This is a genomic window from Sporosarcina sp. GTC18466 (assembly GCF_055389225.1).
Window position 1 is genome coordinate 2,154,365 of the sequence record NZ_AP044037.1, and the last position, 25,361, is coordinate 2,179,725.

Genomic DNA, 25,361 nt, shown 5'->3' on the forward strand with positions numbered 1-25,361 from the left:
ATGGCAGAAACCTGAAATCAGACGAACCTTTTATCGCCTAGATTAAAGTGCCGCCACCTAATAAGGAGAGAGGAAAGACTTCATTGTAATACAACAGTGAAGTCTTTTTTTGCGTCCAAATCTGCATTAAACGCGAAAAAGATGCAAAAAAATTTAAAAGGTGAAAACAGTGGAAAACGCTTACAAATCAACGTTTGTAATGTGTTTGTAACAATTGAATCGTCATAAAGCTTTGATATTCTAAAAAAATAGTATTGTCAGGACAAGTTTTGTGTAGTATATTAAGTCCAATAACTTTAATCTGAAAATTAGTTATTCGAACACGTGTCATTATAGTAAGGAGGAAGTATCTTGAAGAACCCGGTCTTGGAAATTAACGATCTCCGTACATCGTTTAAAATAAAGGGCGATTTTTATGCAGCGGTTGACGGAGTTTCCTTAACAGTCCACGAGAACGAAGTCGTAGCCATCGTAGGGGAATCGGGTTGCGGCAAGAGCGCCCTGGCAAACTCCATCATGGGTTTGCATAACTTGAAGAACACGAAGATGGAAGGGCAAATCAACTTTAAGAATGAAAATCTGCTAGAATTGCCGGTTTCCAGACTGAATAAAATTAGAGGCAAGGATATTGCCATGATATTCCAGGATCCGATGACCGCGCTAAATCCTCTTGCTACGATCGGCAGGCAGATCGAAGAGCCGATGGATTACCACCTGAAGCTATCGGCAGCCGAAAAGAAGAATAAGACGATGGAGCTGCTGCGCAGGGTCGGTATCAAGAACGAACAGCGTGTCTACAGTCAATACCCACATGAACTGTCCGGAGGGATGAGACAGCGTGTCGTCATCGCGATAGCACTTTCTTGTGACCCGGTACTCCTGCTGGCGGACGAGCCGACAACCGCGCTCGACGTGACCATCCAGGCGCAGATCATGGACCTTATGAAAGAACTGCAAAACCAGATGAAGACAGGCATCATCCTTATCACGCACGATCTTGGGGTCGTTGCTGAGATGGCGGACCGCGTCGTCGTCATGTATGCAGGTGAAGTTGTTGAAATTGCGGATGTTAAGAACTTGTTTGAGAATCCGCTTCATCCATATACACGATCACTTCTCAACTCGATTCCTTCCAACATGGAAGAGAAAGAGAAGTTGCACGTAATTGACGGAATTGTACCATCGCTTCAAAATCTTGACCGGGAAGGCTGTCGTTTTGCACCGCGGATCGAATGGATTCCTGAGGAGGACCATGAGGCTCACCCAGGGATGCATGAGGCCGAGCCAAACCATTTTGTCCGTTGCTCTTGTTACAAGACGTTCTATTTCCCGGAGGACAGAGTAGGAGAGAGAGAATATGTCGCTACTGAAAGTAAATGACCTGAAAATCCACTACCCGATCCGCGGAGGTTTTTTCCGTACAGTCGTCGATCACGTAAGAGCAGTTGACGGCATCAGCTTTGAACTGCAGCCCGGCGAGACATACGGTCTGGTCGGTGAATCAGGCTGCGGAAAAACAACATCAGGGCGTGCAATCATCGGCCTTAACCATGTGACAAGCGGAGAAGTGCTGTTCGAAGGCAAGGATCTTGCTCAAATGGGACGGATGGAACGCCGTAAATATACGAAAGACATCCAGATGATTTTCCAAGATCCGTATTCCTCGCTGAACTCAAGGAAAAACGTATTGAATATCATCGCAGAACCGCTGCGGAACTTTGAGCGCCTTTCTCCGAAGGAAGAGCTGCTGAAAGTGCAGGAGCTGGTCGCACGGGTCGGCTTGTCACCGGAATCGATCTACAAATACCCGCACCAGTTCTCAGGCGGACAGCGTCAGCGGATCGGCATCGCACGAGCACTCGCGCTGAATCCGAAACTGATCATTGCGGACGAGCCAGTATCAGCATTGGATGTATCCGTACAGGCGCAAGTACTGAACTTCATGCAAGAGATCCAGGATGAGTTTAACCTGACATATTTGTTCATCTCGCATGACCTTGGCATCATCCAGCATATGTGTGACCGGATCGGCATCATGTACCGCGGCCGTTTTGTTGAAGAAGGGACAGCTAAAGACATCTATAATGATCCGAAACATATGTATACGAAGCGCTTGATTGCAGCAATCCCTGAAATGGATCCGGAAAAGCGTTTCGAGAAGATGCATCTGCGGCAATCGATCAACCAAGAATACCAAACAGAATACAACAACTATTTCGATAAAGATGGACGGGTGTACGATTTGAAAAGAATTTCAGATTCGCATTCCGTAGCCATGCAGTAAGGGGGATGATGTGAATGTTGAAATTTATCTTGCGTAGAACATTGCTCATGATCCCGCAGCTATTCCTTCTCAGTCTACTTGTCTTCTTGCTCGCCAAAGCGATGCCGGGAGATGCGTTGACAGGCGCTTTCGAATCGAATCCAAACGTTTCCCAAGAGCATATAGAAGACCTGCGAGATAGAATGGGGCTGAACGATCCATGGTACCAGCAATATGGGCGGTGGATCGGAAATGCGATACAGGGCGATTTGGGCAAATCATATGTGCACCAGCAAAAAGTGACAAACATCTTGGCGGATAAAATATCCAATACAATCATCCTATCGTTCTTTACACTAATCGTTACCTATATCATCGCCATACCACTCGGCATTATTGCGGGACGCTGGACAGATTCATGGGCAGATAAAACGATTGTTACGTACAACTACTTCGCATTTGCGACACCAACGTTCGTTTTCGCATTGCTTATGATGTTCCTCTTCGCATTTGTCCTGGATTGGCTTCCATACGGAAACAGTGTTGACATCAAACTGAAAGTGGGCACATGGGAGTATTTCGTAAGTCGGGCGAAACACTTGGTTCTTCCCGTACTCTCCGGATCACTGCTAGCAACGTTCAGTACTATCCAGTATTTGCGGAATGACATCATCGATCAGAAATTAAAAGATTATGTGAAGACAGCCCGGTCGAAAGGTGTGCCGGAAGGTAAAGTGTACACCCGCCATATTCTACGTAATTCCCTGTTGCCGATTGCAGCATTTCTAGGCCTGGAAATTACGATGCTAGTGGGCGGCTCAGTCTTTATTGAAACGATCTTCAGTTACCCAGGACTCGGCTACCTATTCATCCAATCAATGGGAACGCGTGACTTCCCAGTCGTTACAGCGCTGATTATGATCACAGGAACTGCTGTAATTGTCGGAACAATGCTTTCGGACATCATCCTGAGTATTGTAGACCCGCGGATTCGGATTGAATGACGTAGAAGAGGAGGGGAAAATTATGAAAGATACAGTCATCCTAGACGAAAAACAATTGATTGCAAAAGAGAAGGAAAACAATCCTTCTTTTATGAAAACAGTATGGCGAGAAATCCTGCATGATAAAATGGCCTTCGGATCGTTGATCCTGCTTATCATCATCATCGGGGCAGCATATCTATCGCCTTTATTCATTGACCAAGTGGCGTTAGATAAGATGAACTTCTTGAAGACGTGGAAGCCGCCTTCGGCAGAAAATTGGCTTGGTACCGATGACGGAGGCCGAGATGTATTCGGCCAGCTTCTGCTAGGAACCCGGAACTCCTTTACAATCGGGTTATGTGTAACGCTTATTGCAGGCCTGTTCGGCCTTGGATATGGTTTGATCTCCGGTTTTTATGGTGGATTCGTCGATAATATCATGATGAGGATTTTGGAATTCCTAATGGTTCTGCCATCCCTTATGGTTATCATCGTTGTAGTCACTATCATTCCGAACTATACAATTTTCATGTTTATCCTGATCGTCAGTGCGTTCCAGTGGTTCGGTAAAGCGCGTCTGATCCGATCACGGGCACTGCAAGAACGGGAGCTCGATTATATCAATGCTTCCAGGACACTGGGCACGCCAAGCTGGAAGATCATGCTGTTTGAGATGTTCCCTAACTTGAGTTCCCTCGTCATCGTTAACATGACACTTTCTCTTGCTGGAAATATCGGCATCGAGACAGGTCTCACTTATCTCGGTTTCGGATTGCCGATCGGCACTCCGTCTCTCGGAACATTGATTTCATTCGCGAACAATCCGGATGTTGTCATGAACAAGTGGTGGGTTTGGTTACCTGCAGCATTACTGATACTAGTAATGATGTTGTGTATAAATTATGTCGGCCAAGCGGTTAAACGCGCATCCGACGCAAGGCAAAGATTAGCCTAACAAAAAAGGGGAGGTAATAAAATGGCAAAGAAGCAGTTCTTGCTCCTTGCAAGTCTCTTGCTTGTACTCAGCGTATTCCTCGCTGCATGTACTGGTAAGGACAAAGAAGAAACTGGCGATAAGAAGCCAGCAGACGATGGAAACAAAGGCACGGAAACTAAGAAAGAAGACGACGAAAAAGACGGTGAAGAAGCAGGGGACAAGGGTACTGAACTTGACTTCCCATTCGAAGTATCGAACACAGCTGAGCCAATGAAAGATGGCGAAATGACAGTTGCTTTGGTTTCTGATACACCATTTGAAGGAACGTTTAACCGTGTATTCTACACTGGTGCTCCAGACTATGAAGTCATCAAGTATTTCGACGAGAGTCTCTTGGCAGTTGACGGAGACTACCTGATCACTAACGACGGTGCTGCAACTTACGAGCTTTCTGATGATAATAAGACAATTACACTTACAATCAAAGACGGCGTAAAGTGGCAAGATGGCGAGCCTGTTAAGGCGAGCGACCTTCTTTACGCATACGAATTGCTTGGACACCCTGACTATGAAGGCGCTCGTTACGATTTCATGATTGAAAACGTAGTAGGTATGCCTGAATACCATGAAGGTAAAACTAAAGAAATCTCTGGTATCGAAGTATCTGAAGACGAGAAGACAATCTCGATCACTTACACTGAAGCTACTCCATCTGTCCTTTCTGGAATTTGGACAGCTCCAGTTCCAAGACACTATGTTGGAGACGTAGTTGCTGGTGAACTTACAATGGACGAACTTACATCTTCTGATAAGATCCGTAAAGAGCCTCTCGGTTTCGGACCTTACAAAGTTACGAAAATCGTACCAGGTGAATCTGTTCTTTATGAGCGTTTCGACGACTACTGGAGAGGCGAGCCAGCTCTAAAATCTCTAGTTCTAAAAGTTGTTAACACTGCATCTATCCTTGAAGCATTGAAAAAAGGCGATGTTGACCTAGCTGACATCCCAACTGATAAGTACTTGCAAGCGAAAGAAATCGACAATATCGAATTGCTAGCTGACATCGACAATGCATATACGTACATCGGCTTCAAACTTGGTAAGTGGGATGCTGAAAAAGGCGAAGTCATTCCAAATCCAGATGCTAAGATGGCTAACAAAGATCTACGTAAAGCTATGTGGTACGCAATGGACAACGAAACAATCGGTAAAGAACTTTACCACGGTCTTCGTTTCCCAGCTACAACTTTGCTAATTCCGTTCTTTGCTACATTCCATGATTCATCTATTGAAACACCAACATATGACCCAGAGAAAGCTAAAGAACTTCTTGAGAATGCGGGTTATAAAGATGTCGATGGCGATGGATTCCGTGAAGATCCAAATGGTGAGAAACTAGTTATCAACTTTGCTTCCATGTCCGGTGGAGATGTTGCTGAGCCAATCGCTAAGTTCTACATCCAAAACTGGGAAGAAGTCGGTTTGAAAGTTGAACTTGTTGATGGCCGTCTACACGAATTCAACTCGTTCTATGACATGATCAAGAAAGACGATCCGAAAGTGGATATCTTCCAAGCTGCATTCGGAACTGGTTCTGACCCAGATCCATCTGGCCTATTCGGAAGAACTGCATCATTCAACTATTCTCGCTGGGTTGATGACAAGAATGATGAGTTGTTGAAACAAGGTAACTCTGAGAAGGCATTCGATACTGAATGGCGTAAAGATATCTACAAGCAATGGCAAGAGCTGACAGTTGAAGAAGTACCACAAGCACCAACTGTTTACCGTTACTACCTAATGGCTGTTAACAAGCGCGTTGTTAACTACTCAATCGACCCATCTACTGATCTATGGCTTTATGAAATGGGTGTAAGCGAGTAATCGCTGTGCATTTACAAAAACCGTCTTCCGGATTCGTTTCCGGATGGCGGTTTTTTCCTATACTATTTCTGTTATTAAACAGTCAATAATGACTAGACAAAATAGACTGAAAGTTAGTTACTTTTATACGTTCGTTATAGTATTCTTTAAACTATCAATAGAAGGAGGCTAGATAATGAAAAAGAAAAAAGCATTCTTGTTATCCAGTGCGGCTGTCATGATGTTCGCATTCTCACCACTTGCTCAGGCTAAGCCGATCGAGCAGATGCCGATTGATGGTGTGAAAAAGCCAAAATGCAATCAGCAGGGTTACTGCCAGGGCAGACCCTAATCTTTACATAAGCCATGGACAAGCCATCCGCTTGTCTATGGCTTTTTGATTTACTCAGAACATTTCGCTTAAATTGACATTGAAATAATCTAAAATATTTGATAGGATTGAAATTACCTACTAATCGTTTTGATTGATTTATAGAGTTTTAGGCATCTGGGGGGTAGACATAGTGAAACTATATGTATCGATTGACATGGAAGGGATCACGGGGCTGCCGGATTATACATTCGTCGATTCCAGCCGGCATAATTACGAGCGTGCACGGCGGATCATGACGGAGGAGGCAAATGCGATTGTGCGGGCCGCGGTCGGTAATGGGGCGACTGAAGTCCTCGTCAATGACAGCCATTCGAAGATGAACAATCTGCTCGTCGAGGAATTGCATCCGGAGGCAGACCTGATTACAGGGGATTTGAAAACGCTTTCGATGGTGCAAGGGCTGGATGAGACGTTTGCCGGAGCAGTATTTGCAGGGTATCACGCCAGGGCCGGGCAGCCGGGTGTGATGAGCCATTCCATGATTTTTGGCGTGCAGAATATGTACATAAATGATGTGGAAATAGGCGAGCTCGGATTTAACGCATACGTGGCAGGCCATTTTGGCGTACCCGTCATACTCGTAGCTGGAGATGACTGCGCCTGCCGGGAAGCGGAAGCGCTCATTCCGGGAGTGGTGACCGCTGCGGTCAAGGAGTCGATCAGCCGCTCCGCTGTGAAGACGCTGCATCCGGTAAAGGCAAGGGTGTTAATTGAGGAGAAGACGGAAGAAGCGATTGCGAAGCGGGCTTCCATCCAGCCTCTACTGCCTCCTAAGCAACCGGTGCTTAAAATTGAGTTTACGAACTACGGGCAGGCGGAATGGGCCGCACTGATGCCGGGATGCGTCATCGAGCCGGGCACGACAATCGTGAAATTTGAGGCAGCCGATATTTTGGAGGCCTACCGAGCGATGCTGGTCATGGTGGAACTGGCCATGCAAACGAAGTTCTGTTAAGGGGGGAAGCGCATGGCAACGTATATTATCAAACGTTTTTTCATGATGATTGTGACCATCCTGATCATCGCCACTTTGACCTTTTTCTTAATGCATGCGATTCCAGGGTCGCCATTCGATGAGGAACGTACGTCCAATCCGACCATCCAGGCAAACTTGGAGAAGTTTTATAAATTGGATCAACCAGTGCACATCCAGTATTTGCAGTATTTGAAGTCAATCGTGACATTCGATTTTGGGCCATCCATCAAAAAGCCGAATGAATCGGTGAATACGCTGCTGGCGAGAGGGTTCCCGATCTCCTTCGAGCTCGGGATGGTGACCATTCTGGTCGCGGTTCTGTCGGGCATCACGCTCGGAACCTTTGCGGCGCTGCGGCATAACGGCATTATCGATTATTCCGCCATGGCCTTTGCAGTCATCGGGATCTCGGTCCCGAACTTCGTGCTGGCGACCTTGCTGATCCAGCAGCTAGCGGTCAATTGGCAGATACTTCCGCCCGCTACGTGGAGCAGCCCGAAGCATATGATCTTACCGGTGATTGCGCTTGCGACGGGGCCGACTGCCATCATCGCCCGGCTGACACGTTCCAGCATGCTGGAGGTGCTGACGCAGGATTACATGAAGATGGCGCGGGCAAAGGGACTGTCGCCATTTCGAATCGTATTCCGCCATGCGCTCCGCAATGCGCTGATGCCGGTCGTGACAATCATGGGGACGATGCTCGCAGGAATCCTGACAGGGACATTCGTCATCGAACGGATCTTTGCCATTCCAGGCATGGGGAAATATTTCGTGGAAAGCATCAACAACCGGGATTACCCGGTCATCATGGGGTCGACGGTCTTCTACAGTTCCTTCCTGGTGTTCATGCTGTTCCTCGTCGACATCGTCTACGGGTTCCTCGACCCGCGTATCAAATTGCACCGGAAGGAAGGTGAGGCGTAATGGTAAGCCATCAGCCGCCGCAAGTGCAGGACGATTGGTTCAAGCCGCTTGAGAAAGACAGGGAGAAAGCGGAAGCGGTCGTCCGGCCGTCGCTCTCCTACTGGAAGGACGCCTGGCGCAGGTTGCGGCAGAACAAGCTCGCGATGAGCGGACTCATCTTCCTAGTGGTCCTTGCCCTATTCGCCATATTTGCACCGATCTTGTCACCGCATGATATTACGACGACACAATACAAGAACCAGAACTTGCCGCCGTCCTCTACGCACTGGTTTGGTACGGATGACAAAGGATGGGACGTCTTCACCCGTACCTGGTATGGCGCAAGGGTTTCCTTGTTCGTCGGCGTCATGGCTGCATTGATCGACTTCTTCATCGGCATCATCTATGGAGGGATCAGCGGGTATAAGGGCGGACGCACGGATTCCGCGATGATGCGCGTCATTGAAGTGCTCTACGGCCTGCCGCACTTGCTCGTCGTCATTCTGCTCATGGTCATCATGGGATCGAGCCTGACGACGATCATTGTCGCACTCACCATCACCGGCTGGGTCGGCATGGCCCGCATCGTGAGGGGGCAAGTGCTCCAGATCAAAAACTATGAATTCGTAACGGCATCCAAATCATTCGGAGCCGGAACGCCGCGGATCATCCGTCGCAATCTGCTGCCGAATACGATGGGGCCCATTATTGTACAGATGACACTCACGGTTCCAAGCGCAATCTTTGCAGAAGCGTTCCTCAGTTTCCTCGGACTCGGCATTTCAGCGCCGTTCGCGAGCTGGGGAGTCATGGCGAACGACGCATTGCCCGTCATCCTCTCGGGCCATTGGTGGAGATTATTCTTCCCTGCGTTTTTCATCTCTATGACCATGTTTGCATTTAACGTCCTCGGAGACGGTATGCAAGATGCGCTTGATCCGAAACTGAGGAGGTGACTGGTATGAATGAACAACAACTTGCGAACGCGAAAGAAATGATGAGGGAACGGCGTGAAGATGCGTCGCTTGACAGACCTGCAACGGATACCGGTCAGCAAACAAGTAAAAAGAGGAGACGCAAGCCGGATTACTCGGAGAAAGTGCTTTCGATCGAAGACCTGCATGTCGCATTCAAGACATTTGGCGGGGAAGTACAAGCCTTGCGCGGCGTCTCGTTCGATCTGTATAAAGGGGAGACGCTCGCGGTGGTCGGAGAGTCGGGATGCGGCAAGAGCGTCACGGCGAACACAATCATGGGACTCATCCCCCAGCCGCCAGGACGGATTAAAAACGGGAAAATCCTGTTTAAAGGAAAAGACCTGACGAAGATGAGCAAGGGCGAGATGCGGAATGTGCAAGGGGTGGACATCTCGATGATTTTCCAGGATCCGATGACCGCTCTCAACCCGACGCTCAAAATCGGTGAGCAGCTGACAGAAGGGCTGCGCACGCATCAGAAGGTGAGCAAGGAAGAGGCACGGAAGAAAGCGATCGAGCTGCTTGAAATTGTTGGAATTCCGAATCCGGAAGAACGGCTCAAGCAATACCCGCATCAGTTTTCAGGAGGCATGCGTCAGCGGATCGTTATCGCGATTGCGCTCATCTGTGAGCCAGAGCTGCTGATTGCGGATGAACCGACGACTGCGCTAGATGTGACCATCCAGGCGCAGATCCTCGAACTGTTCGAAGAGATCCAGGAACGCACCGGTGTCTCCATCATCCTGATCACCCATGATCTGGGCGTCGTCGCGAAAATCGCCGATCGCATCGCGGTCATGTATGCGGGAAAGGTGATCGAAATCGGGGACAAACGGGAAGTGTTTTACACGCCGCAGCATCCGTATACGCAGGGTCTGCTCGCGTCTGTCCCGCGCCTCGACTTGAAAGAGGAGGAACTGCAGCCGATCGAGGGGTCGCCGCCAGATCTGTTCGCGCCGCCTGTCGGCTGTCCTTTCACAGCCCGCTGTCCATTCGCAATGGAAGTTTGCGAACGGGTATACCCGGGCACGACAGCAAAGTCAGAGACGCATCAGGTGGATTGCTGGCTGCAGGATGAACGGGCGAAACGAGTTTATGGGGAGCTTGCAACGGGTGCTCTGCACTGAAGTGCTTCTATAGAACGATCAAACAAAGGGGGAGTCATTGGATGAAAAAGTGGTTGGTGTTACTGACGGCGATGATGCTGGCTCTGGTGCTTGCGGCTTGTACCGCAAACAAGGAAGCTGGTAAAGAACCTGCTGACACGGGGAAAGATGAAGGGACGAAGAGTGAGAATACGGATGAGGGCAAAAAGGAGGAAGCATCCGGCGGTGACAAAATCCTTTATATGAACAACGGGGAAGAGCCGACGTCGTTCGACCCGTCTGTCGGGTTCAACGCGGTTTCCTGGAGCGCTCTGAACAATATCATGGAAGGCTTGACGCGCCTGGATGAAGATCACCGCGCGGTTGAGGCGACTGCTGAGAAGATCGATGTATCTGATGACGGACTGACATACACATTCACAATCCGTGACGACGCGAAATGGTCGAACGGTGATCCAGTGACAGCTGGGGACTTTGTATTCGCCTGGAAACATATGCTGGATCCGGAGACAGCTTCACCTGCCGCGTTCCTTGCGTATTTCATCGAAGGGGCGGAAGACTACAACAACGGTGAAGGTTCGGCTGATGATATCGCCATCAAAGCGGAAGATGATAAGACATTCGTCGTCAACTTGACGACGCCGAACGAAGCATTCCTGAACATCATCACAAATCCAAGCTTCTTCCCGATCAACGAAAAGGTCGCGTCAGCCGATCCGAAGTGGCATACAAATGCTGATACGTTTGTTGGCAACGGACCGTTCAAATTGACGAAATGGGATCACGACGTGAGCTTTGAATTCGAAAAGAACGAGAATTACTGGGATGCTGGCAGCGTAAAGCTGGATAAAGTCCACTGGGCGATGGTCAACGACTCCAATACGGCATATCAGATGTACCAATCCGGCGAGCTGGATGTGTCGGATGTCCCTTCTGAACTGGCAGACCAGTTGAAGGACAGCGATGAGCTTCGCATCGATGACCAGGCGGGCCTCTATTTCTATCGTTTCAACACATCGATGGAGCCGTTCCAGAACAAAAAGATCCGTCAAGCATTCGCATACTCTGTCGATCAGGAAGAGATTGTTGAATATGTTACAAAGAACGGTGAAAAACCGGCACACGGATTCGTGTCCTATGGCTTCATCGGCCCGGATGGCAAGGAGTTCCGGGATACGGTAGGCGATATCGTTTCTTACGATCCGGAAAAAGCGAAGCAGCTTCTTGAAGAAGGCATGAAAGAGGAAGGATATACGGAGCTTCCAAAAGTGACACTCACGTATAACACAAGTGAGTCACATCAAAACATTGCGATTGCACTTCAATCGAAGTTCAAGGAAGTGCTGGGAGTTGATGCAGAACTGCAAAACGTGGAGAGCGGTGTATTCCTCTCCGATCAGAAGGAATTCAAATATCAGATGTCCCGCTCGTCTTTCCTTTATGACTATGCAGACCCGGTGAACGCGCTTGAGAGCTTCATCACTGGCTCTTCGATGAACCGTACGACATGGTCGAACGAAGAATACGATAAATTGATCGCGGACATCAAAAACGAAACTGACGAAACGAAACGCTGGGAACTCTTGCAGGATGCCGACCGCCTTCTGATGGAAGAAATGCCTGTCTTCCCACTATACTTCTACAACCAGACAACACTTGAAAAACCGGGCGTCACCGGTATTCTCCGCCACCCGGTCGGTTACCTTGACCTAAAGACTGCGGATAAAAACTGATTGATCGTCGCGGTGTCCGTCTTGGCGCCGCGACTTTATCTATTTGAAGGAATGATAGCAATTCATTGTGTCGTTTCCCGGGAAATATATGCACTTGCCTATAAATTTCAAAGTAGAAGCAATCAGTATTTCATCATAACGGAAGGAGCTGGAGGAATGAGAACAAGGCCAAAGAGGCTTCAACGGGGGGATACGGTCGGCATTGTGGCTCCATCAAGCCCGCCGGACCAGGAATCCTTGCAGCGGTCGCTTGCTTTTTTGGAGCAGCTTGGACTGAACGTGAAGTTCGGCAAGCATGTGAAAGACGTGAACGGCTATTTGGCAGGCACGGATGATGACCGGCTCGCGGATCTTGAAACGATGTTCAAAGACCCTGAAGTAAAAGGGATCATTTGTGCAGGAGGCGGTTACGGCTCAGCCCGGTACACAGACCGCTTGGATTTCCCGTTGCTGGAGGAGAATCCAAAAGTATTTTGGGGCTTCAGTGATATCACGTTTCTCCATGCGGCAATCGGCCAGTATGCGAATCTAGTAACATTCCATGGACCGATGCTGGCGTCCTGCGTCGGCAAGGATACGTTCCACGACCTATCTGCGAAAATGTTCCGGCAGCTGTTCGAGCCGATGGAACTGCATTATACAGAGGAGATTTCCCCGCTGGCCGCCCTAACCGGCGGGCTCGCGGAAGGCGAACTGGTCGGAGGGAATCTGTCGCTTCTGGCGAATACGATCGGGACGAAATTTGAAATCGATACAAAGGGGAAATTGCTGTTCATCGAAGATGTCGGAGAGGAACCATACCGGGTCGACGGGTTGCTGAACCAGCTGCGCATGGCAGGAAAACTCAGTGACGCGGCGGGCTTCGTAATCGGCGATTTCTCGGATGCAGTGCCTCGGAAGGAAAAACCTTCTCTTTCGATGGATGACGTGTTCGACCAGTACTTGGGCGTGACAGGAAAGCCTGCAGTCAAAGGATTCAAGATCGGCCATTGCGAACCGCATTTCGCAATTCCGCTTGGGGTACAAGCGCGGCTGGACGGAGACCGTAAGACATTGACCGTTCTGCCGGGCGTGGAATGACGCGAGTGACACATAGCTGGGGGGCTAGGGAATGAAGATCCAATCAATTGAAACGAAGCAAGTCGCCGTACCGCTTACGAAGCCATTCAAGACAGCACTGCGGACAGTGACAACTGCCTATTCCGTCTATGTGAAAGTGACAACAGACTGCGGGAAGAGCGGGTACGGTGAAGCGCCGCCGACCCATGTCATCACAGGCGATTCAATCGGCAGCATTACATACGCCGTGGAAGAGGTGATCGCACCCCTTCTGCTCGGCAAGGATTTGCGTAACCGGGAGGAGCTGTTCCGCCTGCTGAAGCGCTCGCTTGCGCGCAATACGAGTGCGAAAGCCGCAGTCGATATGGCGCTGCATGATCTGCTTGGACAGCTTGCGCGTCTGCCGCTCTATGAATTGTTCGGAGGCTACCGGAAACAGGTGGAGACGGACTTTACGGTGAGCGTGAATAGTCCCGCTGAAATGGTGGATGACGCGGCACGTTATATCGCAGATGGCTTCGATGTCCTGAAAGTGAAAGTCGGCATCGGGGAGATCGAGGAAGATATCAATCGGATTCGCGCCATCCGGGAACGGATCGGGACCGGCGCAAAAATCCGGCTCGATGCAAATCAGGGCTGGACACCGAAGGAAGCGGTATACGCAATCGGCCAGATGGAGGACGCGGGTCTTGCCATCGAGCTGATCGAGCAGCCGGTTGCGGCCCATGATATCGAGGGGCTGAAATATGTGACGGATCATACGCTGACACCGATCATGGCAGACGAGAGTGTATTTTCGCCTGACGATGCGCTGCGTGTTCTTCGGAGCCAGGCAGCCGATTTGATTAACATCAAGCTAATGAAGTCGGGCGGGATCCATGAGGCGCTGAAAATCAATAGCCTCGCGGAGTCGTTCGGCGTTCCATGCATGGTCGGCAGCATGATCGAGACAAAGCTAGGCATTACGGCGGCAGCACATTTCGCCGCGAGCCAGCCGAATATCACACGGTTTGATTTTGATGCGCCGCTTATGCTGGCGGAGGATATCGTGGCTGGCGGCATCATCTATGAGGGCAAGACAATCCGGTTCACCGAAGGAACGGGGCTTGGGCTCGATCCTGCCGGGATGGACATCATGTGGAAAGGGGAGCGGTCGTAATGGAAAAGACAGTAAATATGCATGTATGCGCAGTGCCGGTCGCAACGGTTTGGACATCACCGGAGTCTGCGCGGGACATCGACACGCCTGGCATCACGAGGCCTGTCCGTTTGAATGAATGGCTGGAAAAATTGCCGCATGCGGAGCGGCTCGACCTTTGTGACGGCAACCGTGTTCAAACGCAACTGCTGTATGGGGAGCCGGTGATCGTGGAAGAAACGAAGGACGATTGGGCGAAAGTGATTGCGGTATGGCAGCCATCGAAAAAGGATGAGCGGGGTTATCCGGGGTGGGTTCCGCTCGCGCAACTGGAAGAGTCGGAGCCCCTCGAGGAAGCTGGCGGGTTCATCCGGGTGGCAAGCGGGAAAGCGGTGCTTTGGAATGAAGACAGGACGCCGTTCCTTCTTGTCCCTTTCAATACGATCCTTCCCTTGACGGACGAAGCAGATGGATTCTTTACCGTCTCCACACCGGACGGTACGAAATTAATCCGCCAAACAGATGTCGACCGGGCTTCCTCTGTGCATCACTTCAATAAGCGGTGTGCAGCGGAGGCGGTGGAGGACGGGCTGCAGTATCTTGATTTGCCTTATTTCTGGGGCGGGATGTCCCCGTATGGCTATGACTGTTCAGGATTCACGTACAACATGATGAAGGCTTGCGGCCATTTCATTCCGCGGGATGCGAGCGATCAGGCGAGACATGGACTTGAAGTCGACAAGGAAGACGAGTCGCAGTGGAAACCGGGTGATCTGTTGTTTTTTGCGAATGATGAAGGAACCGGAAATGTGCGTCACGTCGGGTTTTATTACGGAGACGGACTCATGCTGCACTCTCCTTCGACAGGACAATCCATAGAGCTGCTGAAGCTGGCCGGCTCGAAACTGGAGAAGGAATTATGCGGCGTTCGGCGGTACGGGACGGAAGAAGGGGGTTCTTTATGAAACAGGAAGTCATCTTATCGGTGCAAGATTTGAAGCGCCATTTCGATGTCGGCCGCGGCCAGACGCTGAAGGCGGTCGACGGCATCAGTTTCGATATATACAAAGGCGAGACATTCGGCCTCGTCGGCGAGTCGGGGTGCGGCAAGTCGACGGCAGGAAGGACAATCCTCGGGCTGTACAATAAAACCGGCGGTGATGTGCTGTTCGAAGGGCGGGATGTCCACTCGATGACCGATCGGGAACGTTTCAGTTTCCTGAAGAAAATGCAGATGATTTTCCAAGATCCATACGCCTCGCTCAATCCGCGGTCGACGGTATATGAGATTATTGCGGAACCGCTGGAAGTGCATGGCATGTATAAGACGAAAGCGGAACTGCGCGAGCGGGTGAATGAATTGCTGGAAGACGTGGGATTGAACCGGGACCATGCGAACCGCTATCCTCATGAGTTTTCTGGCGGACAGCGCCAGCGGATCGGCATCGCGCGTGCACTTGCGCTCGACCCGGAATTCATCATTGCAGACGAGCCGATCTCTGCGCTTGACGTGAGCGTACAGGCGCAAGTCGTTAAGCTGCTGCAACGGCTGCAGCGGGAAAAGGGGCTGACGTATTTATTCATCGCCCATGATCTTTCGATGGTCAAGTATATCTCGAGCCGGATCGCCGTCATGTATCTCGGGCATATGGTCGAGTTGACGACGAGCGAGCAACTGTACGAAAAGCCGCTCCATCCGTATACGCAGGCGCTTCTGTCCGCAATTCCCATTCCGGATCCGGACATCGAGGAATCGCGCGAACGGATCATCCTGCGCGGCGAATTGCCGAGCCCGATCGATCCCCCATCCGGCTGTGTATTCCGCACGCGCTGTCCATATGCCATGCCGGCATGTGCCGAATTGAAACCGAAGTGGATTGAGAAAGACACCAATCATTTCGTCGCGTGCCATCTCTATGATGAAGACGTCATGAAGCGCAAAGACGCCATACCGGGTGCTCTTCCGATGGCGAGTGTATAAGAAGGAGAGGCTGCATGGTGACGTATGTCACTGTGCGGCTTTTTTGCGGCCTGGCTGGAAAAGGGCTATGATGAATGAGGAAATTCATTATGGAAAGGAAGAATGACATGATAGATGGAAGACCCATGAGCGACTCACGGACGATCCAGACAAAGCTCGTCCTCCCGCCTGATATCAATCACCTTCAATCTATTTTTGGCGGAAAGGTCCTCGCTTACATTGATGAGATTGCTGCAATCACAGCGATGAAACATGCTAACGCTGCCGTTGTCACTGCTTCGATCGATTCCGTCGACTTTGTCTCCTCCGCATATGTCGGCGATGTCCTCGAACTGGAGGCCGTCGTCAGCTCTACTGGCCGCACATCGATGGAAATCTTCGTTCAGGTCCACTCTGTCGATCTGCTTACCGGCAGCCGGAAACTCACGACGGAATCATTCCTGACGTTTGTTGCCATGGATGAGCAGAACCGGCCGACCCTCGTCCAGCCCGTCTATCCGGAAACGATTGCCGAGAAGCGGCTGTTCGATACCGGTCCTGCCCGGCGCGAACACCGGAATGCGCGGCGTGATCTGCGACACTAACAAGTACTTGAACCAGCCCATATCGTGCGGCTGGTTTTTTTAATGGACGGGATGAAACTTTCCACTTCATTTCCACGTAGATAAGAAAAGAGGTGAACGTGATGAGGGAAGGAATGCGGGAGCGGCAGATGGAACTGACGGCACGTCGGAATGAGTTCAAACGGGTGAAACGGCGGCTGGATGGGGCTGAGGCGCAGTTGGAGGAAGCGAAGAGGGAGCGCGACCGGCTGAAGCGGCAGCTGACAAAAGAGCAGCAGGATGTCGTGAAGCTCGGCTCGTTTTCCTTTATGAATAAATTAAAAGAATGGTCAGGTAAGTGGGACGCTCAGATGGAAAGGGAGATCCAGGAGGCGGCGGAAGCGGAACTTGCATACAACGAGGCCGAGAAGATGGTGGCCGACGTCGAGGTGGAAACGGCGGAACTTCGCAAGCAGGCAGCCCGGCCTGAGTTGTCGTTCATCGAAGACGATTGGGCGGATTTTCTCCTGGAGAAAGAGGCGTGGATCCGCATGAACGATTCGGACTCGGACCGGACGCTCCGCAAAATCGCGGATGACCGGGTGCATATCCGCTCCATGCTGCGGGAGATTGACGAAGCGATCGAAGCGGGCCGGCTTGCGGTCAAAGCGCTCGACCTGGCGCTTGATAAACTCGGCAACGCAGAGGGACTGTCGATGTGGGACACGTTCCTGGGCGGAGGACTCCTCGTCAGCGCTTTGAAATACTCCGAGATGAACAGCTCCGATGACCTCGTGCACCAGGCGCAGCGGGCGCTCCGGCTCTATAAGACGGAGTTGATGGACGTGCAGAACGTCGCGTCGGAATCATTCCAAGTGAACCGCAACGACTTCTTTACGTTCACGGACATCGTGTTCGATAATTTCTTCTCGGATCTAGTCGTCCACTCGCGCATTACAGAAGCCATGCAGCAGTTGACTGCCGTTCTGAAGGACGTCCATGGCGTGCAGGCGCAACTCGCGCGGAAGAAGGACGAGGGCCAGGAAGAACTGAAACGGCTCGACGAAGAAGAGCGCCGCATCCTCGAATCGTGAGGACGCGGCGTTTTTTAGTGGAGATGTATCCTCTCGAACGGTGATAACCGTCGAGAAATGTCGCTAGGCGGTGATAAATTTGTGCTACCCGGTGATAAACCGTTATTTCCCGGTGATAACTCATTATTTCCCGGTGATAACGCGCTGTCAGCCGGTGATAACCGTCGAGAATTGTCGCTAGGCGGTGATAAATTCGTGCTACCCGGTGATAAACCGTTATTTCCCGGTAATAAACCTCTATTTCCCGGTGATAACCGTCAAGAATTGTCGCTAGGCGGTGATAAATTTGTGCTACCCGGTGATAAACCCGTATTTCCCGGTGATAACTCGTTATTTCCCGGTGATAACGCGCCGTCAGCCGGTGATAACCCACTTTCAAACGGTGTTAATCAAGGAACCCCAAACAATAATTACCACCTCTTCTCACCTTTCACCTTTACATCCCTCTAAACAAAGTGTACTATACAACTAACACACTGATACAAAAGGGGAGTTCATTATGATCAAGCAGTGGAATGGGTTGATGTGGAGGGAGTGGATACAGGTTCGTGGGCAGGTGGTTGCGGCGTGTGTGCTGGCTGTGATTGCGATGTTGCTGTTTCCGTTCGGCGTAAACCGGTTTCTGACGGGAGATGAGTTTCCGGTGTTTGAGATCGCGTCGCTGCTTGCTTTCATGTGGGCCGGCGCCTGCATCTTCGTGCCGCTCTTCTTCTTCCTTATTTTGTTCTACCGCAGTCTGAAGCGGCCGGACTTATGGCTGCATACGACGGCTTCTATACAGCAGCTGATTAGTGTCAAGATGGTGATCAGTATGCTGGGTGGTGTCATTGCGCTGTTGCTTGCGGTCGGTTCAGTGGCATTTTGGTACGTTGTATCGCCTGAGCCGTTCCTTCCGTTTGACGAGGTACTGTTCTTCGGCAGTCTGTTCACGGCAGCCATTTTTGCAGGTTCGCTTCTTGTCATGATCATCGGCTTTTTCTTTATGGTGGTGGATCAGCTGATCAAACCTTTGTTCAAAGGGTTTTCCATGGTCATTACGCTGCTGTTGTTCTTCCTAAGTAATTGGATGTACACAGTGATTACGTCGAGCAATTTTTACGATTCGTTCATCCGGGTGGGCCGGTTTAATCTGTTGCGGTTCAAAAATCCCCAGATCGATGTCGGTGGTGGATATTTCGCGTACACTGCGACCGAGATGTATGCGGGCGAGCTGCTTGTGTATGTGGCGTTCGCGGTATTTCTCTTCCTGCTCAGCTGTTACTTGCTTGAACAGAAAGTGAGGCGATAAGGATGCGGGCGTTTAAAGGGTTGTTGTGTAAAGAATGGATGCAATCGCGGTGGACGTATATCACGTTCCTTGTCGTATATCTGGCGATAGCGGCCACTGTGTATGCGCCGGTCTTGAAAAATCCAAGGCTGGACGCAGGTTCGGAAATCGCGGATATGGTCGATTTCTGGTTCATGCTTCACCTTTTCTTCGGGGTAGTCGTGTTCCTTTCGAGCATCAACCAGGAATTCATCCACCCGGATCTCTGGCTGCATTCAAAGGAATCGCTGGCCCGGCTGACTGGAGCGAAGGCGGTTATGGCAGCGACGGGGGTGCTCATTTCACTTGTCGCACTCGGGATTCTGACCGGAATCGTCTATTACATGGCACCTGGGGAGGAGAAAGTGGCTATTTCGACTGCACTCCGGCTTGGGACCGGTGCTATCATCATGACACTGCTCAGCGCGCTGTTCGTCATGATGGCCAGTTTTGTCGTTTGGGCCTTCTACCGGCTTGTCGCGAGCCGTACCGCTTCCCGTTTTGCGGGTTATGCGGTGACGATCGGCTTTCTGCTCCTGCTCATTGTGGGGTGGTCCTATGTCAACTTCAGCGGCGTTCTGCAGGCAGTGCGCGAAGCGGGTCCGGTGTTGATCGGCAATCCGGCAAGCGGAGAGGTCGCCTATATGGAGTTCCGGCATCTCGTCTTTAATGTGCTGGCACCTTCAAAGGCGATGCTGACAGGGGGCAGCCTGCTGCTTGCAGGTCTGCTGATCGTAATTGGATATGCTGCGGGGGTATTCCTGCTCGATAAGAAAGTGAGGTACGGGCGATGAGCATAGAATTTGCACCAGACCGGCCGATTTACCAGCAGCTCATTGACCGGATTACCGGAGACATCATCCGCGGCAGTCTTGCGCCGGGCGAAAAATTACCATCCGTCAGGGAGTACGCGATGGAAGCAGGCGTCAATGCGAATACGATGCAGCGGGTGTACAAGGAGCTGGAGCAAAGGGAAATCACGGAGACGAGAAGGGGGCAGGGATCGTTCGTGACGGAGAATGAAGAGAGGATTGCAGGTTTGCGTGATGAGATGAAAGAACAGCTTGTCGCTTCCTTCCTGCAGAATATCGAGGCGTTCGGCTTTACGCCGAGGGAGATCATACAGGTCTTGGAGAAAAGGGGTGACGGAAATGATTGAGCTGCATGATGTCGTGAAGAAATATGGGGGCAAGCGGGCATTGGACAGCGTGAGCCTATCACTGCCGAAAGGGAGGATGATCGGGCTGGTCGGCGAGAACGGCAGCGGGAAGACGACGTTGCTGAAAGTCATCGCGGGTCTTCTGACGACCGATGGGGGAAGCGCGATGTACAACCAGGAACCGATCACGCGGAACATCGCGGCACATCTGGCCTACATGTCGGATACGGACGACTTTTATACGTATTTCAAAGTGAGCCAGCTGTTCGACTTTTACGCGTCGCAATTCCAGGATTTCGATTTGATCAAAGCGAAGGAGATTGCGCAGTTTCTGAATGTGCCTCTCGATGCGCGGATCAAAAGCCTGTCGAAGGGGAACCGGGGGCGGGTGAAAATAGCGGCGACCCTTGGAAGGGAAGCGGATTATTATCTGCTGGACGAACCATTTTCTGGGCTGGATCCGATGGTGCGGGACGATATTGCAAAAGGGCTCATCCGGTTCACGGATCCCGAGAGGCAGACGGTCTTGCTGTCGACACATGAAATCAAGGAGATCGAGCCGCTGCTGGATGAGATTATCGTATTCCGCGGTGGCCGGATCATCGCGCATGAAGAGGTTGATACGATTCGTAGCGACTATGGCATGGATGCGACAAGCTGGATGGTGTCTTTATTTAAATGAAGGGAGCGGGAGACATGAAACCGATAGTGGAACTGAAACAGCTGTCAAAGACGATTGGCGGCAAGAAACTGATCGATCACTTGGATCTGTCGCTGTACCCAGGCCAGATCACTGGATTCCTTGGGCCGAACGGGGCGGGGAAGACGACGACGATCCGGATGATGGTAGGGCTGATGAAGCCGACGAGCGGGGAAGTGATTATCGATGGTGTGTCATTGCATGAGGATTTTGAAGGGGCACTCTCGAAAGTGGGGGTCATTGTAGAGAACCCGGAGCTGTACAAATTCATGTCTGGATATAAGAACCTTGTGCATTTCGCACGGATGCAGAAGGGCGTGACGAAGGAGCGGATCGACGAGGTCGTCCATCAAGTCGGCATGCAGAACCGCATCCATGAAAAGGTCGGAACCTATTCACTCGGCATGCGGCAGCGGCTCGGCCTTGCGCAAGCGCTGCTCCACCGGCCGAAATTCCTGATCCTCGATGAACCGACGAACGGTCTTGACCCGGCAGGCATCCGGGAGTTCCGGATGTATCTGCGAAAAATCGCGGAGACGGAAGGCGTGTCCATATTCGTCTCCAGCCATATGCTGTCGGAAATTGAGCTCATGTGCGACCGGATTGCGGTCATCCAGAACGGGAAGCTGATCGATATCCGGGAGATGGCGGAGACGAAAGGCTCCTATTACTATGTGGAAGCTGCGCCTGCTGAAAAAGCGCTCCGGCTGCTCGCTGAGCGGGAAATCGCCGCCGAACCAAGTGGGAACGGCTTCATCATCCAAGCGAAGCAGGAGCAAGTTCCGGAGCTCCTCCGGTCGCTCGTTGCAGCTGGCCTAGACGTCTATGCCATGCAGCCGCACCGCAAGACACTGGAGGACGAATTCCTTGAGATGACGGGAGGTGGCCAGATTGCTGAAACTGCTGCAGAATGAATGGATGAAACTGTGGGCAAAGAAAGGTACATGGGTCATGGTGGTGCTGCTGGTCGCCCTGATGTCAGGCATGATGCTGCTGACGAAATGGATCGATACACAGCAATCCAGCTATGAACAGTCGGCCGGCAATGCGTCCGTCGAAGTGACGGGTATGCCGCAAGCGGATTGGCAAGCGGAGTCGGAGGCGAAGCTCGCTGTCTTGAAGGGGCAGCTGGAAGATCAGTCGCTTGACAAAGGCGAACGGAAAGACGCGGAAGCAGAGGCGAAAGTCCTGGAATACCGCCTGGCGAATGATATACAGCCACTTGACCAGTACAGCCGGGAAGCGATCATTATGGATCCATCCAGCATTTCAGGGCTGGTCGTGCTGCTAGCGGTAATTGTGGCGGCGGGCATTGTGGCATCCGAGTTTTCCCAAGGGACGATCAAAATGCTGCTGACGCGACCGGTACGCAGGTGGAAGATCCTGACGTCGAAATTCATCACAGTCAACCTGTTCGGCATACTGCTGATGCTCATCGGCTATGCGGTGCTTGTCCTGTTCGCCTTCATCCTCTTCAAATCAGGGGATGGCCAGTATCTCGTCTATAATGGCAAGGAAGTCGTCCAGGGGTCTGTGTTCGGCCGGAGCGCCTATATGCTGCTCCTGTCGTTCGGAAGCGTCTTCGTCACATCGGCATTCGCGTTCATGGTCGGCAGCGTATTCCGTTCCAGTTCGCTCGCGATCGGCCTGTCGCTGTTCATCTATTTCATGGGATCGACGGTGACGGTGCTGCTCGCGAGATACGAGATCGCAAAATATATTCTGTTCACCCACATGGATCTCACGCAGTATGAGACAGGCTATCAGCTGGTCGAAGGCATCTCGCTTCCGTTCTCGCTTGCGGTGCTGGCGGCGTATATCGTCCTGTTCCTCGTGATCAGCTACACGGTATTCACGCAGCGTGATGTGAAAGCGTAACGGGTTTCAGTTTTCCCAATTACGGAACGGAGATTTATTTGATAAAGTAAAAATGTAGTTGGTTATAGTTTATGAAAACAGTCCCTCTCTCCCCTGGGACTGTTTTCTCATGTCCATTTGCGAGACTTTGTGATAGGTTGATAGAAAAGTGGGGGTGTGGCTGAATGAATGCAGGTTCCATCTTGAAATATCACCGGATGAAAAATAATTTGACGCAAGCGGAATTATGCGAGGGGATCTGCTCGATCTCTCACCTGAGCAAAATTGAAGCGAACAAGTATGTCCCGCATCCGGAAACGCTCGATGAACTATTCGCCCGTATGAATGTCAAGTGGGATCAGGAACAGGATGCCTACGAAGAATGCCGGGTGAAACTCGAGAAATTCATCACCTATTCAGTGTATTATGACCTGAAATCGATGGAAAGGCTTTACGATGAACTGCAGCGCAAGCGGGACTATCTCCAGTCGACCGATCTGATCAACCGCTATGAACTATATAAGCTCCGGTTTTATCTGTTCAAACAAGATCACCAGCGGGCAACGCAGCAGATGGGGATCCTGGACCGGCTTGAGCAGACGTTCGACGAATACGAACGGGGCGTCGCAAAAGTGTTTTATTTTATTTACTACGCCTCCATGCAGAACGAGAAGAAGGCTGCTGAAATCGCAGATCGCATCGAGAGCAGCCAGGTGCGCGTCCCGCATCTGTTCGAAGGGGAATTCTATTACTTGAACGCATGGATGCTGCAACGGAAGACGGAATACGGCAAATCCTCTTATTATGCGGAACTCGCCATCTATCATTATCAGAAGGACAGCAACTACGTGCGCCTCATGCATGCACAGATGCTGCAGGCGGTGAATTTTGCAAATCGGGACCTTTTTCTGCAGGCGGAAGACTATTTCAAGACGCTTCTGCGCAACGCGCGCCTTATGGAAGAGTCGTCGTTGTATGAAGGCGTGCTCTATAACTATTCCATGCTGCAGAACCGGCGGGGGCACCATAAGTCGGCCTATCTGCTGCTGGAAGAACTCAAGACGCTGCTTTCACCAGACAACCCGCTCTATGTTTCGGTTCTGATCCATATGCTGCAGACAGCGGCAGAGGAAGACATGCGGACGGATCATCTGATCGAGGAGCTCGAAGTGTGGGCAGAAAGGAAAAATGACCCATACTTGAACATCCAGCTCACCTACTTTCGAAAGGTGAAATTTTCCCAACAAGAACTAATTGACTATTGTGAACAAATTGCATTCCCTTTCTTCAAAGAACATGGTTATATAGGGGAAGCAAGACGATTTGCTTGGCGATTGGCCGAGTATTACCGCATGAATGGTAATTTCGCAAAAGCGGATTCCTACACACAATATTTTTATCAGAAAGGAGAGACGATGGAATGAAACAAAAACTGATTGCCACACTATTTGCAGCTATCCTGCTGGCGTATATCGGGCCTGGCCATGCAGATGCAGCGCTTGAAGTGAATGACGACATGTCGTCACTTGCAAAAGGCAACGAAAACCTGCATCCGCCTGATGTCATGCCGCCGCTATAAGAAAGTGGACAAGCCGTTCTTCCATCCGGAGGAGCGGTTTTTTTCATGGGAAATAAAAAAACACCGTTGCACGATCCTAAACGGTGTTTGCCAAACTTATTTATGATTGCCGAACGTCCGCACCAAACCGAAAAGTGTGCCGCCCAAGATAAATGCGAACAAAATGCCCAAGATGATCAGGAACCACATTATTGCTTCACTCCCTTATATCGATATCCTACTGACTATTGTACCATCAGCCGCGAAAGGTGGCAACGTAAGGCAGGGAAGGAGTTGTGGCGGAAGTGTGGAGGAAGGGAACCCTCGCAATCGCGACGAGCATGACACAAAAAGACACCCGGCCGGCGAGTGTCTTTTCCCTCTTATGCGTAGGTCTCTTCTGCTGAGCGGATTTTTGATTGCATGATGACGTAGTGGCTGGCGTTCCAAACGGCTTTTCCGTCGACAAGCAGCAGCAGTTGCGGCGTTTCATGAGCAACACCTGTACTCAGTTCAATGTCGTTTGAGATGTTGCGATGTGTTTGGACGGTGACATAATACTTCGGAAGCTTCGTATCATACTCATCAAATGCACGGAAGCCCGCCGCGCTGACCGGACACGTGGAGCTATGCTTCAGCACGAACACCGCCCCGTTTTTAGACTGCTCGCAAATATCTTCCCACTCATCGGAAGACTTGATTTCCTTCATGGCCATGCAAATCCTCTCCTTCTTTTTTTCCTGATACTATTCTATTCCCCGTTTTCCCCGGATTTCCAAACATTCGGCGTGCGAACCTTTCCATTTTGCCCGCGTCTCCTTTATAG

At 50.9% G+C, this 25,361-nt stretch carries 27 protein-coding genes; 26 read left to right on the plus strand and 1 reads right to left on the minus strand.

Annotated elements, in window-relative coordinates:
* Positions 1–348 precede the first annotated feature (348 nt).
* The 26 genes from ACZ5FK_RS10495 to ACZ5FK_RS10620 all read left to right on the plus strand — a co-directional run bounded on the left by ACZ5FK_RS10495 (position 349) and on the right by ACZ5FK_RS10620 (position 24,556).
* Complete coding sequence (locus ACZ5FK_RS10495) at positions 349–1,380, plus strand: ABC transporter ATP-binding protein (RefSeq protein ID WP_464807417.1); 1,032 nt, start codon at positions 349–351, stop codon at positions 1,378–1,380.
* Positions 1,358–2,284, plus strand: coding sequence for an ABC transporter ATP-binding protein (locus ACZ5FK_RS10500; RefSeq protein ID WP_464804855.1), 927 nt, complete (start codon positions 1,358–1,360; stop codon positions 2,282–2,284). The genes ACZ5FK_RS10495 and ACZ5FK_RS10500 overlap by 23 nt, the downstream gene beginning before the upstream one ends.
* A gap of 14 nt (positions 2,285–2,298) precedes the next feature.
* A complete protein-coding gene (gene opp4B, locus ACZ5FK_RS10505; RefSeq protein ID WP_464804856.1) occupies positions 2,299–3,267 on the plus strand; it encodes an oligopeptide ABC transporter permease in 969 nt (322 codons plus the stop codon).
* A 22-nt stretch (positions 3,268–3,289) separates the two neighbouring features.
* Entirely contained in the window at positions 3,290–4,204 is a 915-nt protein-coding gene (locus ACZ5FK_RS10510) for an ABC transporter permease (protein ID WP_464804857.1), read from the plus strand.
* 21 nt (positions 4,205–4,225) lie between these two features.
* Positions 4,226–6,070 carry an oligopeptide ABC transporter substrate-binding protein gene (gene opp4A / locus ACZ5FK_RS10515; protein WP_464804858.1) on the plus strand — a complete coding sequence of 615 codons (1,845 nt, stop codon included), beginning with the start codon at positions 4,226–4,228 and terminating at the stop codon, positions 6,068–6,070.
* A gap of 175 nt (positions 6,071–6,245) precedes the next feature.
* A complete protein-coding gene (locus tag ACZ5FK_RS10520; RefSeq protein WP_464804859.1) occupies positions 6,246–6,401 on the plus strand; it encodes a hypothetical protein in 156 nt (51 codons plus the stop codon).
* Positions 6,402–6,573: 172 nt separating this feature from the next.
* Positions 6,574–7,398, plus strand: coding sequence for a M55 family metallopeptidase (locus ACZ5FK_RS10525; RefSeq protein WP_464804860.1), 825 nt, complete (start codon positions 6,574–6,576; stop codon positions 7,396–7,398).
* A gap of 12 nt (positions 7,399–7,410) precedes the next feature.
* Entirely contained in the window at positions 7,411–8,346 is a 936-nt protein-coding gene (locus ACZ5FK_RS10530; RefSeq protein WP_464804861.1) for an ABC transporter permease, read from the plus strand.
* On the plus strand, positions 8,346–9,281 hold the full coding sequence (locus ACZ5FK_RS10535; protein WP_464804862.1) for an ABC transporter permease: 936 nt from the start codon (positions 8,346–8,348) through the stop codon (positions 9,279–9,281). Before ACZ5FK_RS10530 ends, ACZ5FK_RS10535 begins: the two co-directional genes overlap by 1 nt.
* A gap of 5 nt (positions 9,282–9,286) precedes the next feature.
* On the plus strand, positions 9,287–10,429 hold the full coding sequence (locus tag ACZ5FK_RS10540; protein WP_464804863.1) for an ABC transporter ATP-binding protein: 1,143 nt from the start codon (positions 9,287–9,289) through the stop codon (positions 10,427–10,429).
* 41 nt (positions 10,430–10,470) lie between these two features.
* The gene (locus ACZ5FK_RS10545; RefSeq protein ID WP_464804864.1) at positions 10,471–12,141 is read left to right on the plus strand and encodes a peptide ABC transporter substrate-binding protein; all 1,671 of its coding nucleotides are present in this window, start codon (positions 10,471–10,473) and stop codon (positions 12,139–12,141) included.
* A 156-nt stretch (positions 12,142–12,297) separates the two neighbouring features.
* Entirely contained in the window at positions 12,298–13,221 is a 924-nt protein-coding gene (locus ACZ5FK_RS10550; RefSeq protein ID WP_464804865.1) for a S66 peptidase family protein, read from the plus strand.
* Between the two features lie 31 nt (positions 13,222–13,252).
* Positions 13,253–14,359, plus strand: a complete 1,107-nt coding sequence (locus tag ACZ5FK_RS10555) for a mandelate racemase/muconate lactonizing enzyme family protein (RefSeq protein ID WP_464804866.1) — start codon at positions 13,253–13,255, stop codon at positions 14,357–14,359.
* A complete protein-coding gene (locus tag ACZ5FK_RS10560) occupies positions 14,359–15,303 on the plus strand; it encodes a C40 family peptidase (protein ID WP_464804867.1) in 945 nt (314 codons plus the stop codon). Before ACZ5FK_RS10555 ends, ACZ5FK_RS10560 begins: the two co-directional genes overlap by 1 nt.
* Complete coding sequence (locus tag ACZ5FK_RS10565; protein ID WP_464804868.1) at positions 15,300–16,319, plus strand: ABC transporter ATP-binding protein; 1,020 nt, start codon at positions 15,300–15,302, stop codon at positions 16,317–16,319. Before ACZ5FK_RS10560 ends, ACZ5FK_RS10565 begins: the two co-directional genes overlap by 4 nt.
* Before the next feature lie 107 nt (positions 16,320–16,426).
* Positions 16,427–16,903 (plus strand): acyl-CoA thioesterase, encoded by a 477-nt coding sequence (locus tag ACZ5FK_RS10570; RefSeq protein ID WP_464804869.1) that lies wholly within the window; start codon positions 16,427–16,429, stop codon positions 16,901–16,903.
* Between the two features lie 101 nt (positions 16,904–17,004).
* The gene (locus ACZ5FK_RS10575; protein WP_464804870.1) at positions 17,005–17,955 is read left to right on the plus strand and encodes a hypothetical protein; all 951 of its coding nucleotides are present in this window, start codon (positions 17,005–17,007) and stop codon (positions 17,953–17,955) included.
* A gap of 81 nt (positions 17,956–18,036) precedes the next feature.
* Positions 18,037–18,405, plus strand: a complete 369-nt coding sequence (locus tag ACZ5FK_RS10580) for a hypothetical protein (RefSeq protein ID WP_464804871.1) — start codon at positions 18,037–18,039, stop codon at positions 18,403–18,405.
* Between the two features lie 49 nt (positions 18,406–18,454).
* Positions 18,455–19,243: a hypothetical protein gene (locus tag ACZ5FK_RS10585; protein ID WP_464804872.1), complete on the plus strand. Its 789-nt coding sequence runs from the start codon at positions 18,455–18,457 to the stop codon at positions 19,241–19,243.
* 2 nt (positions 19,244–19,245) lie between these two features.
* Positions 19,246–20,055: a hypothetical protein gene (locus tag ACZ5FK_RS10590; protein ID WP_464804873.1), complete on the plus strand. Its 810-nt coding sequence runs from the start codon at positions 19,246–19,248 to the stop codon at positions 20,053–20,055.
* Positions 20,052–20,420, plus strand: coding sequence for a GntR family transcriptional regulator (locus ACZ5FK_RS10595; protein ID WP_464804874.1), 369 nt, complete (start codon positions 20,052–20,054; stop codon positions 20,418–20,420). The genes ACZ5FK_RS10590 and ACZ5FK_RS10595 overlap by 4 nt, the downstream gene beginning before the upstream one ends.
* Positions 20,413–21,102: an ABC transporter ATP-binding protein gene (locus tag ACZ5FK_RS10600; protein WP_464804875.1), complete on the plus strand. Its 690-nt coding sequence runs from the start codon at positions 20,413–20,415 to the stop codon at positions 21,100–21,102. Before ACZ5FK_RS10595 ends, ACZ5FK_RS10600 begins: the two co-directional genes overlap by 8 nt.
* Positions 21,099–22,034, plus strand: coding sequence for an ABC transporter ATP-binding protein (locus ACZ5FK_RS10605; RefSeq protein ID WP_464804876.1), 936 nt, complete (start codon positions 21,099–21,101; stop codon positions 22,032–22,034). The genes ACZ5FK_RS10600 and ACZ5FK_RS10605 overlap by 4 nt, the downstream gene beginning before the upstream one ends.
* Complete coding sequence (locus tag ACZ5FK_RS10610; protein WP_464804877.1) at positions 22,003–22,998, plus strand: ABC transporter permease subunit; 996 nt, start codon at positions 22,003–22,005, stop codon at positions 22,996–22,998. Before ACZ5FK_RS10605 ends, ACZ5FK_RS10610 begins: the two co-directional genes overlap by 32 nt.
* Positions 22,999–23,162: 164 nt before the next feature.
* Positions 23,163–24,401, plus strand: a complete 1,239-nt coding sequence (locus ACZ5FK_RS10615; RefSeq protein ID WP_464804878.1) for a helix-turn-helix domain-containing protein — start codon at positions 23,163–23,165, stop codon at positions 24,399–24,401.
* Positions 24,398–24,556 carry a hypothetical protein gene (locus tag ACZ5FK_RS10620; RefSeq protein WP_464804879.1) on the plus strand — a complete coding sequence of 53 codons (159 nt, stop codon included), beginning with the start codon at positions 24,398–24,400 and terminating at the stop codon, positions 24,554–24,556. The genes ACZ5FK_RS10615 and ACZ5FK_RS10620 overlap by 4 nt, the downstream gene beginning before the upstream one ends.
* A 362-nt stretch (positions 24,557–24,918) precedes the next feature.
* Here the strand turns inward: ACZ5FK_RS10620 and ytxJ are convergent, their stop codons facing one another.
* The gene (gene ytxJ / locus ACZ5FK_RS10625) at positions 24,919–25,251 is read right to left on the minus strand and encodes a bacillithiol system redox-active protein YtxJ (protein ID WP_464804880.1); all 333 of its coding nucleotides are present in this window, start codon (positions 25,249–25,251) and stop codon (positions 24,919–24,921) included.
* Positions 25,252–25,361 lie beyond the last annotated feature (110 nt).

What these genes read in the sequence shown, in the direction of transcription:
- ACZ5FK_RS10500 (WP_464804855.1), top strand. Translation starts at nt 1,358, where the DNA reads ATGTCGCTACTGAAAGTAAATGACCTGAAAATCCACTACCCGATCCGC.
- opp4B (WP_464804856.1), top strand. Translation starts at nt 2,299, where the DNA reads ATGTTGAAATTTATCTTGCGTAGAACATTGCTCATGATCCCGCAGCTA.
- ACZ5FK_RS10510 (WP_464804857.1), top strand. Translation starts at nt 3,290, where the DNA reads ATGAAAGATACAGTCATCCTAGACGAAAAACAATTGATTGCAAAAGAG.
- opp4A (WP_464804858.1), top strand. Translation starts at nt 4,226, where the DNA reads ATGGCAAAGAAGCAGTTCTTGCTCCTTGCAAGTCTCTTGCTTGTACTC.
- ACZ5FK_RS10520 (WP_464804859.1), top strand. Translation starts at nt 6,246, where the DNA reads ATGAAAAAGAAAAAAGCATTCTTGTTATCCAGTGCGGCTGTCATGATG.
- ACZ5FK_RS10530 (WP_464804861.1), top strand. Translation starts at nt 7,411, where the DNA reads ATGGCAACGTATATTATCAAACGTTTTTTCATGATGATTGTGACCATC.
- ACZ5FK_RS10535 (WP_464804862.1), top strand. Translation starts at nt 8,346, where the DNA reads ATGGTAAGCCATCAGCCGCCGCAAGTGCAGGACGATTGGTTCAAGCCG.
- ACZ5FK_RS10540 (WP_464804863.1), top strand. Translation starts at nt 9,287, where the DNA reads ATGAATGAACAACAACTTGCGAACGCGAAAGAAATGATGAGGGAACGG.
- ACZ5FK_RS10545 (WP_464804864.1), top strand. Translation starts at nt 10,471, where the DNA reads ATGAAAAAGTGGTTGGTGTTACTGACGGCGATGATGCTGGCTCTGGTG.
- ACZ5FK_RS10550 (WP_464804865.1), top strand. Translation starts at nt 12,298, where the DNA reads ATGAGAACAAGGCCAAAGAGGCTTCAACGGGGGGATACGGTCGGCATT.
- ACZ5FK_RS10555 (WP_464804866.1), top strand. Translation starts at nt 13,253, where the DNA reads ATGAAGATCCAATCAATTGAAACGAAGCAAGTCGCCGTACCGCTTACG.
- ACZ5FK_RS10560 (WP_464804867.1), top strand. Translation starts at nt 14,359, where the DNA reads ATGGAAAAGACAGTAAATATGCATGTATGCGCAGTGCCGGTCGCAACG.
- ACZ5FK_RS10565 (WP_464804868.1), top strand. Translation starts at nt 15,300, where the DNA reads ATGAAACAGGAAGTCATCTTATCGGTGCAAGATTTGAAGCGCCATTTC.
- ACZ5FK_RS10570 (WP_464804869.1), top strand. Translation starts at nt 16,427, where the DNA reads ATGATAGATGGAAGACCCATGAGCGACTCACGGACGATCCAGACAAAG.
- ACZ5FK_RS10575 (WP_464804870.1), top strand. Translation starts at nt 17,005, where the DNA reads ATGAGGGAAGGAATGCGGGAGCGGCAGATGGAACTGACGGCACGTCGG.
- ACZ5FK_RS10585 (WP_464804872.1), top strand. Translation starts at nt 18,455, where the DNA reads ATGATCAAGCAGTGGAATGGGTTGATGTGGAGGGAGTGGATACAGGTT.
- ACZ5FK_RS10590 (WP_464804873.1), top strand. Translation starts at nt 19,246, where the DNA reads ATGCGGGCGTTTAAAGGGTTGTTGTGTAAAGAATGGATGCAATCGCGG.
- ACZ5FK_RS10595 (WP_464804874.1), top strand. Translation starts at nt 20,052, where the DNA reads ATGAGCATAGAATTTGCACCAGACCGGCCGATTTACCAGCAGCTCATT.
- ACZ5FK_RS10600 (WP_464804875.1), top strand. Translation starts at nt 20,413, where the DNA reads ATGATTGAGCTGCATGATGTCGTGAAGAAATATGGGGGCAAGCGGGCA.
- ACZ5FK_RS10605 (WP_464804876.1), top strand. Translation starts at nt 21,099, where the DNA reads ATGAAGGGAGCGGGAGACATGAAACCGATAGTGGAACTGAAACAGCTG.
- ACZ5FK_RS10615 (WP_464804878.1), top strand. Translation starts at nt 23,163, where the DNA reads ATGAATGCAGGTTCCATCTTGAAATATCACCGGATGAAAAATAATTTG.
- ACZ5FK_RS10620 (WP_464804879.1), top strand. Translation starts at nt 24,398, where the DNA reads ATGAAACAAAAACTGATTGCCACACTATTTGCAGCTATCCTGCTGGCG.
- ytxJ (WP_464804880.1), bottom strand. Translation starts at nt 25,251, where the DNA reads ATGGCCATGAAGGAAATCAAGTCTTCCGATGAGTGGGAAGATATTTGC.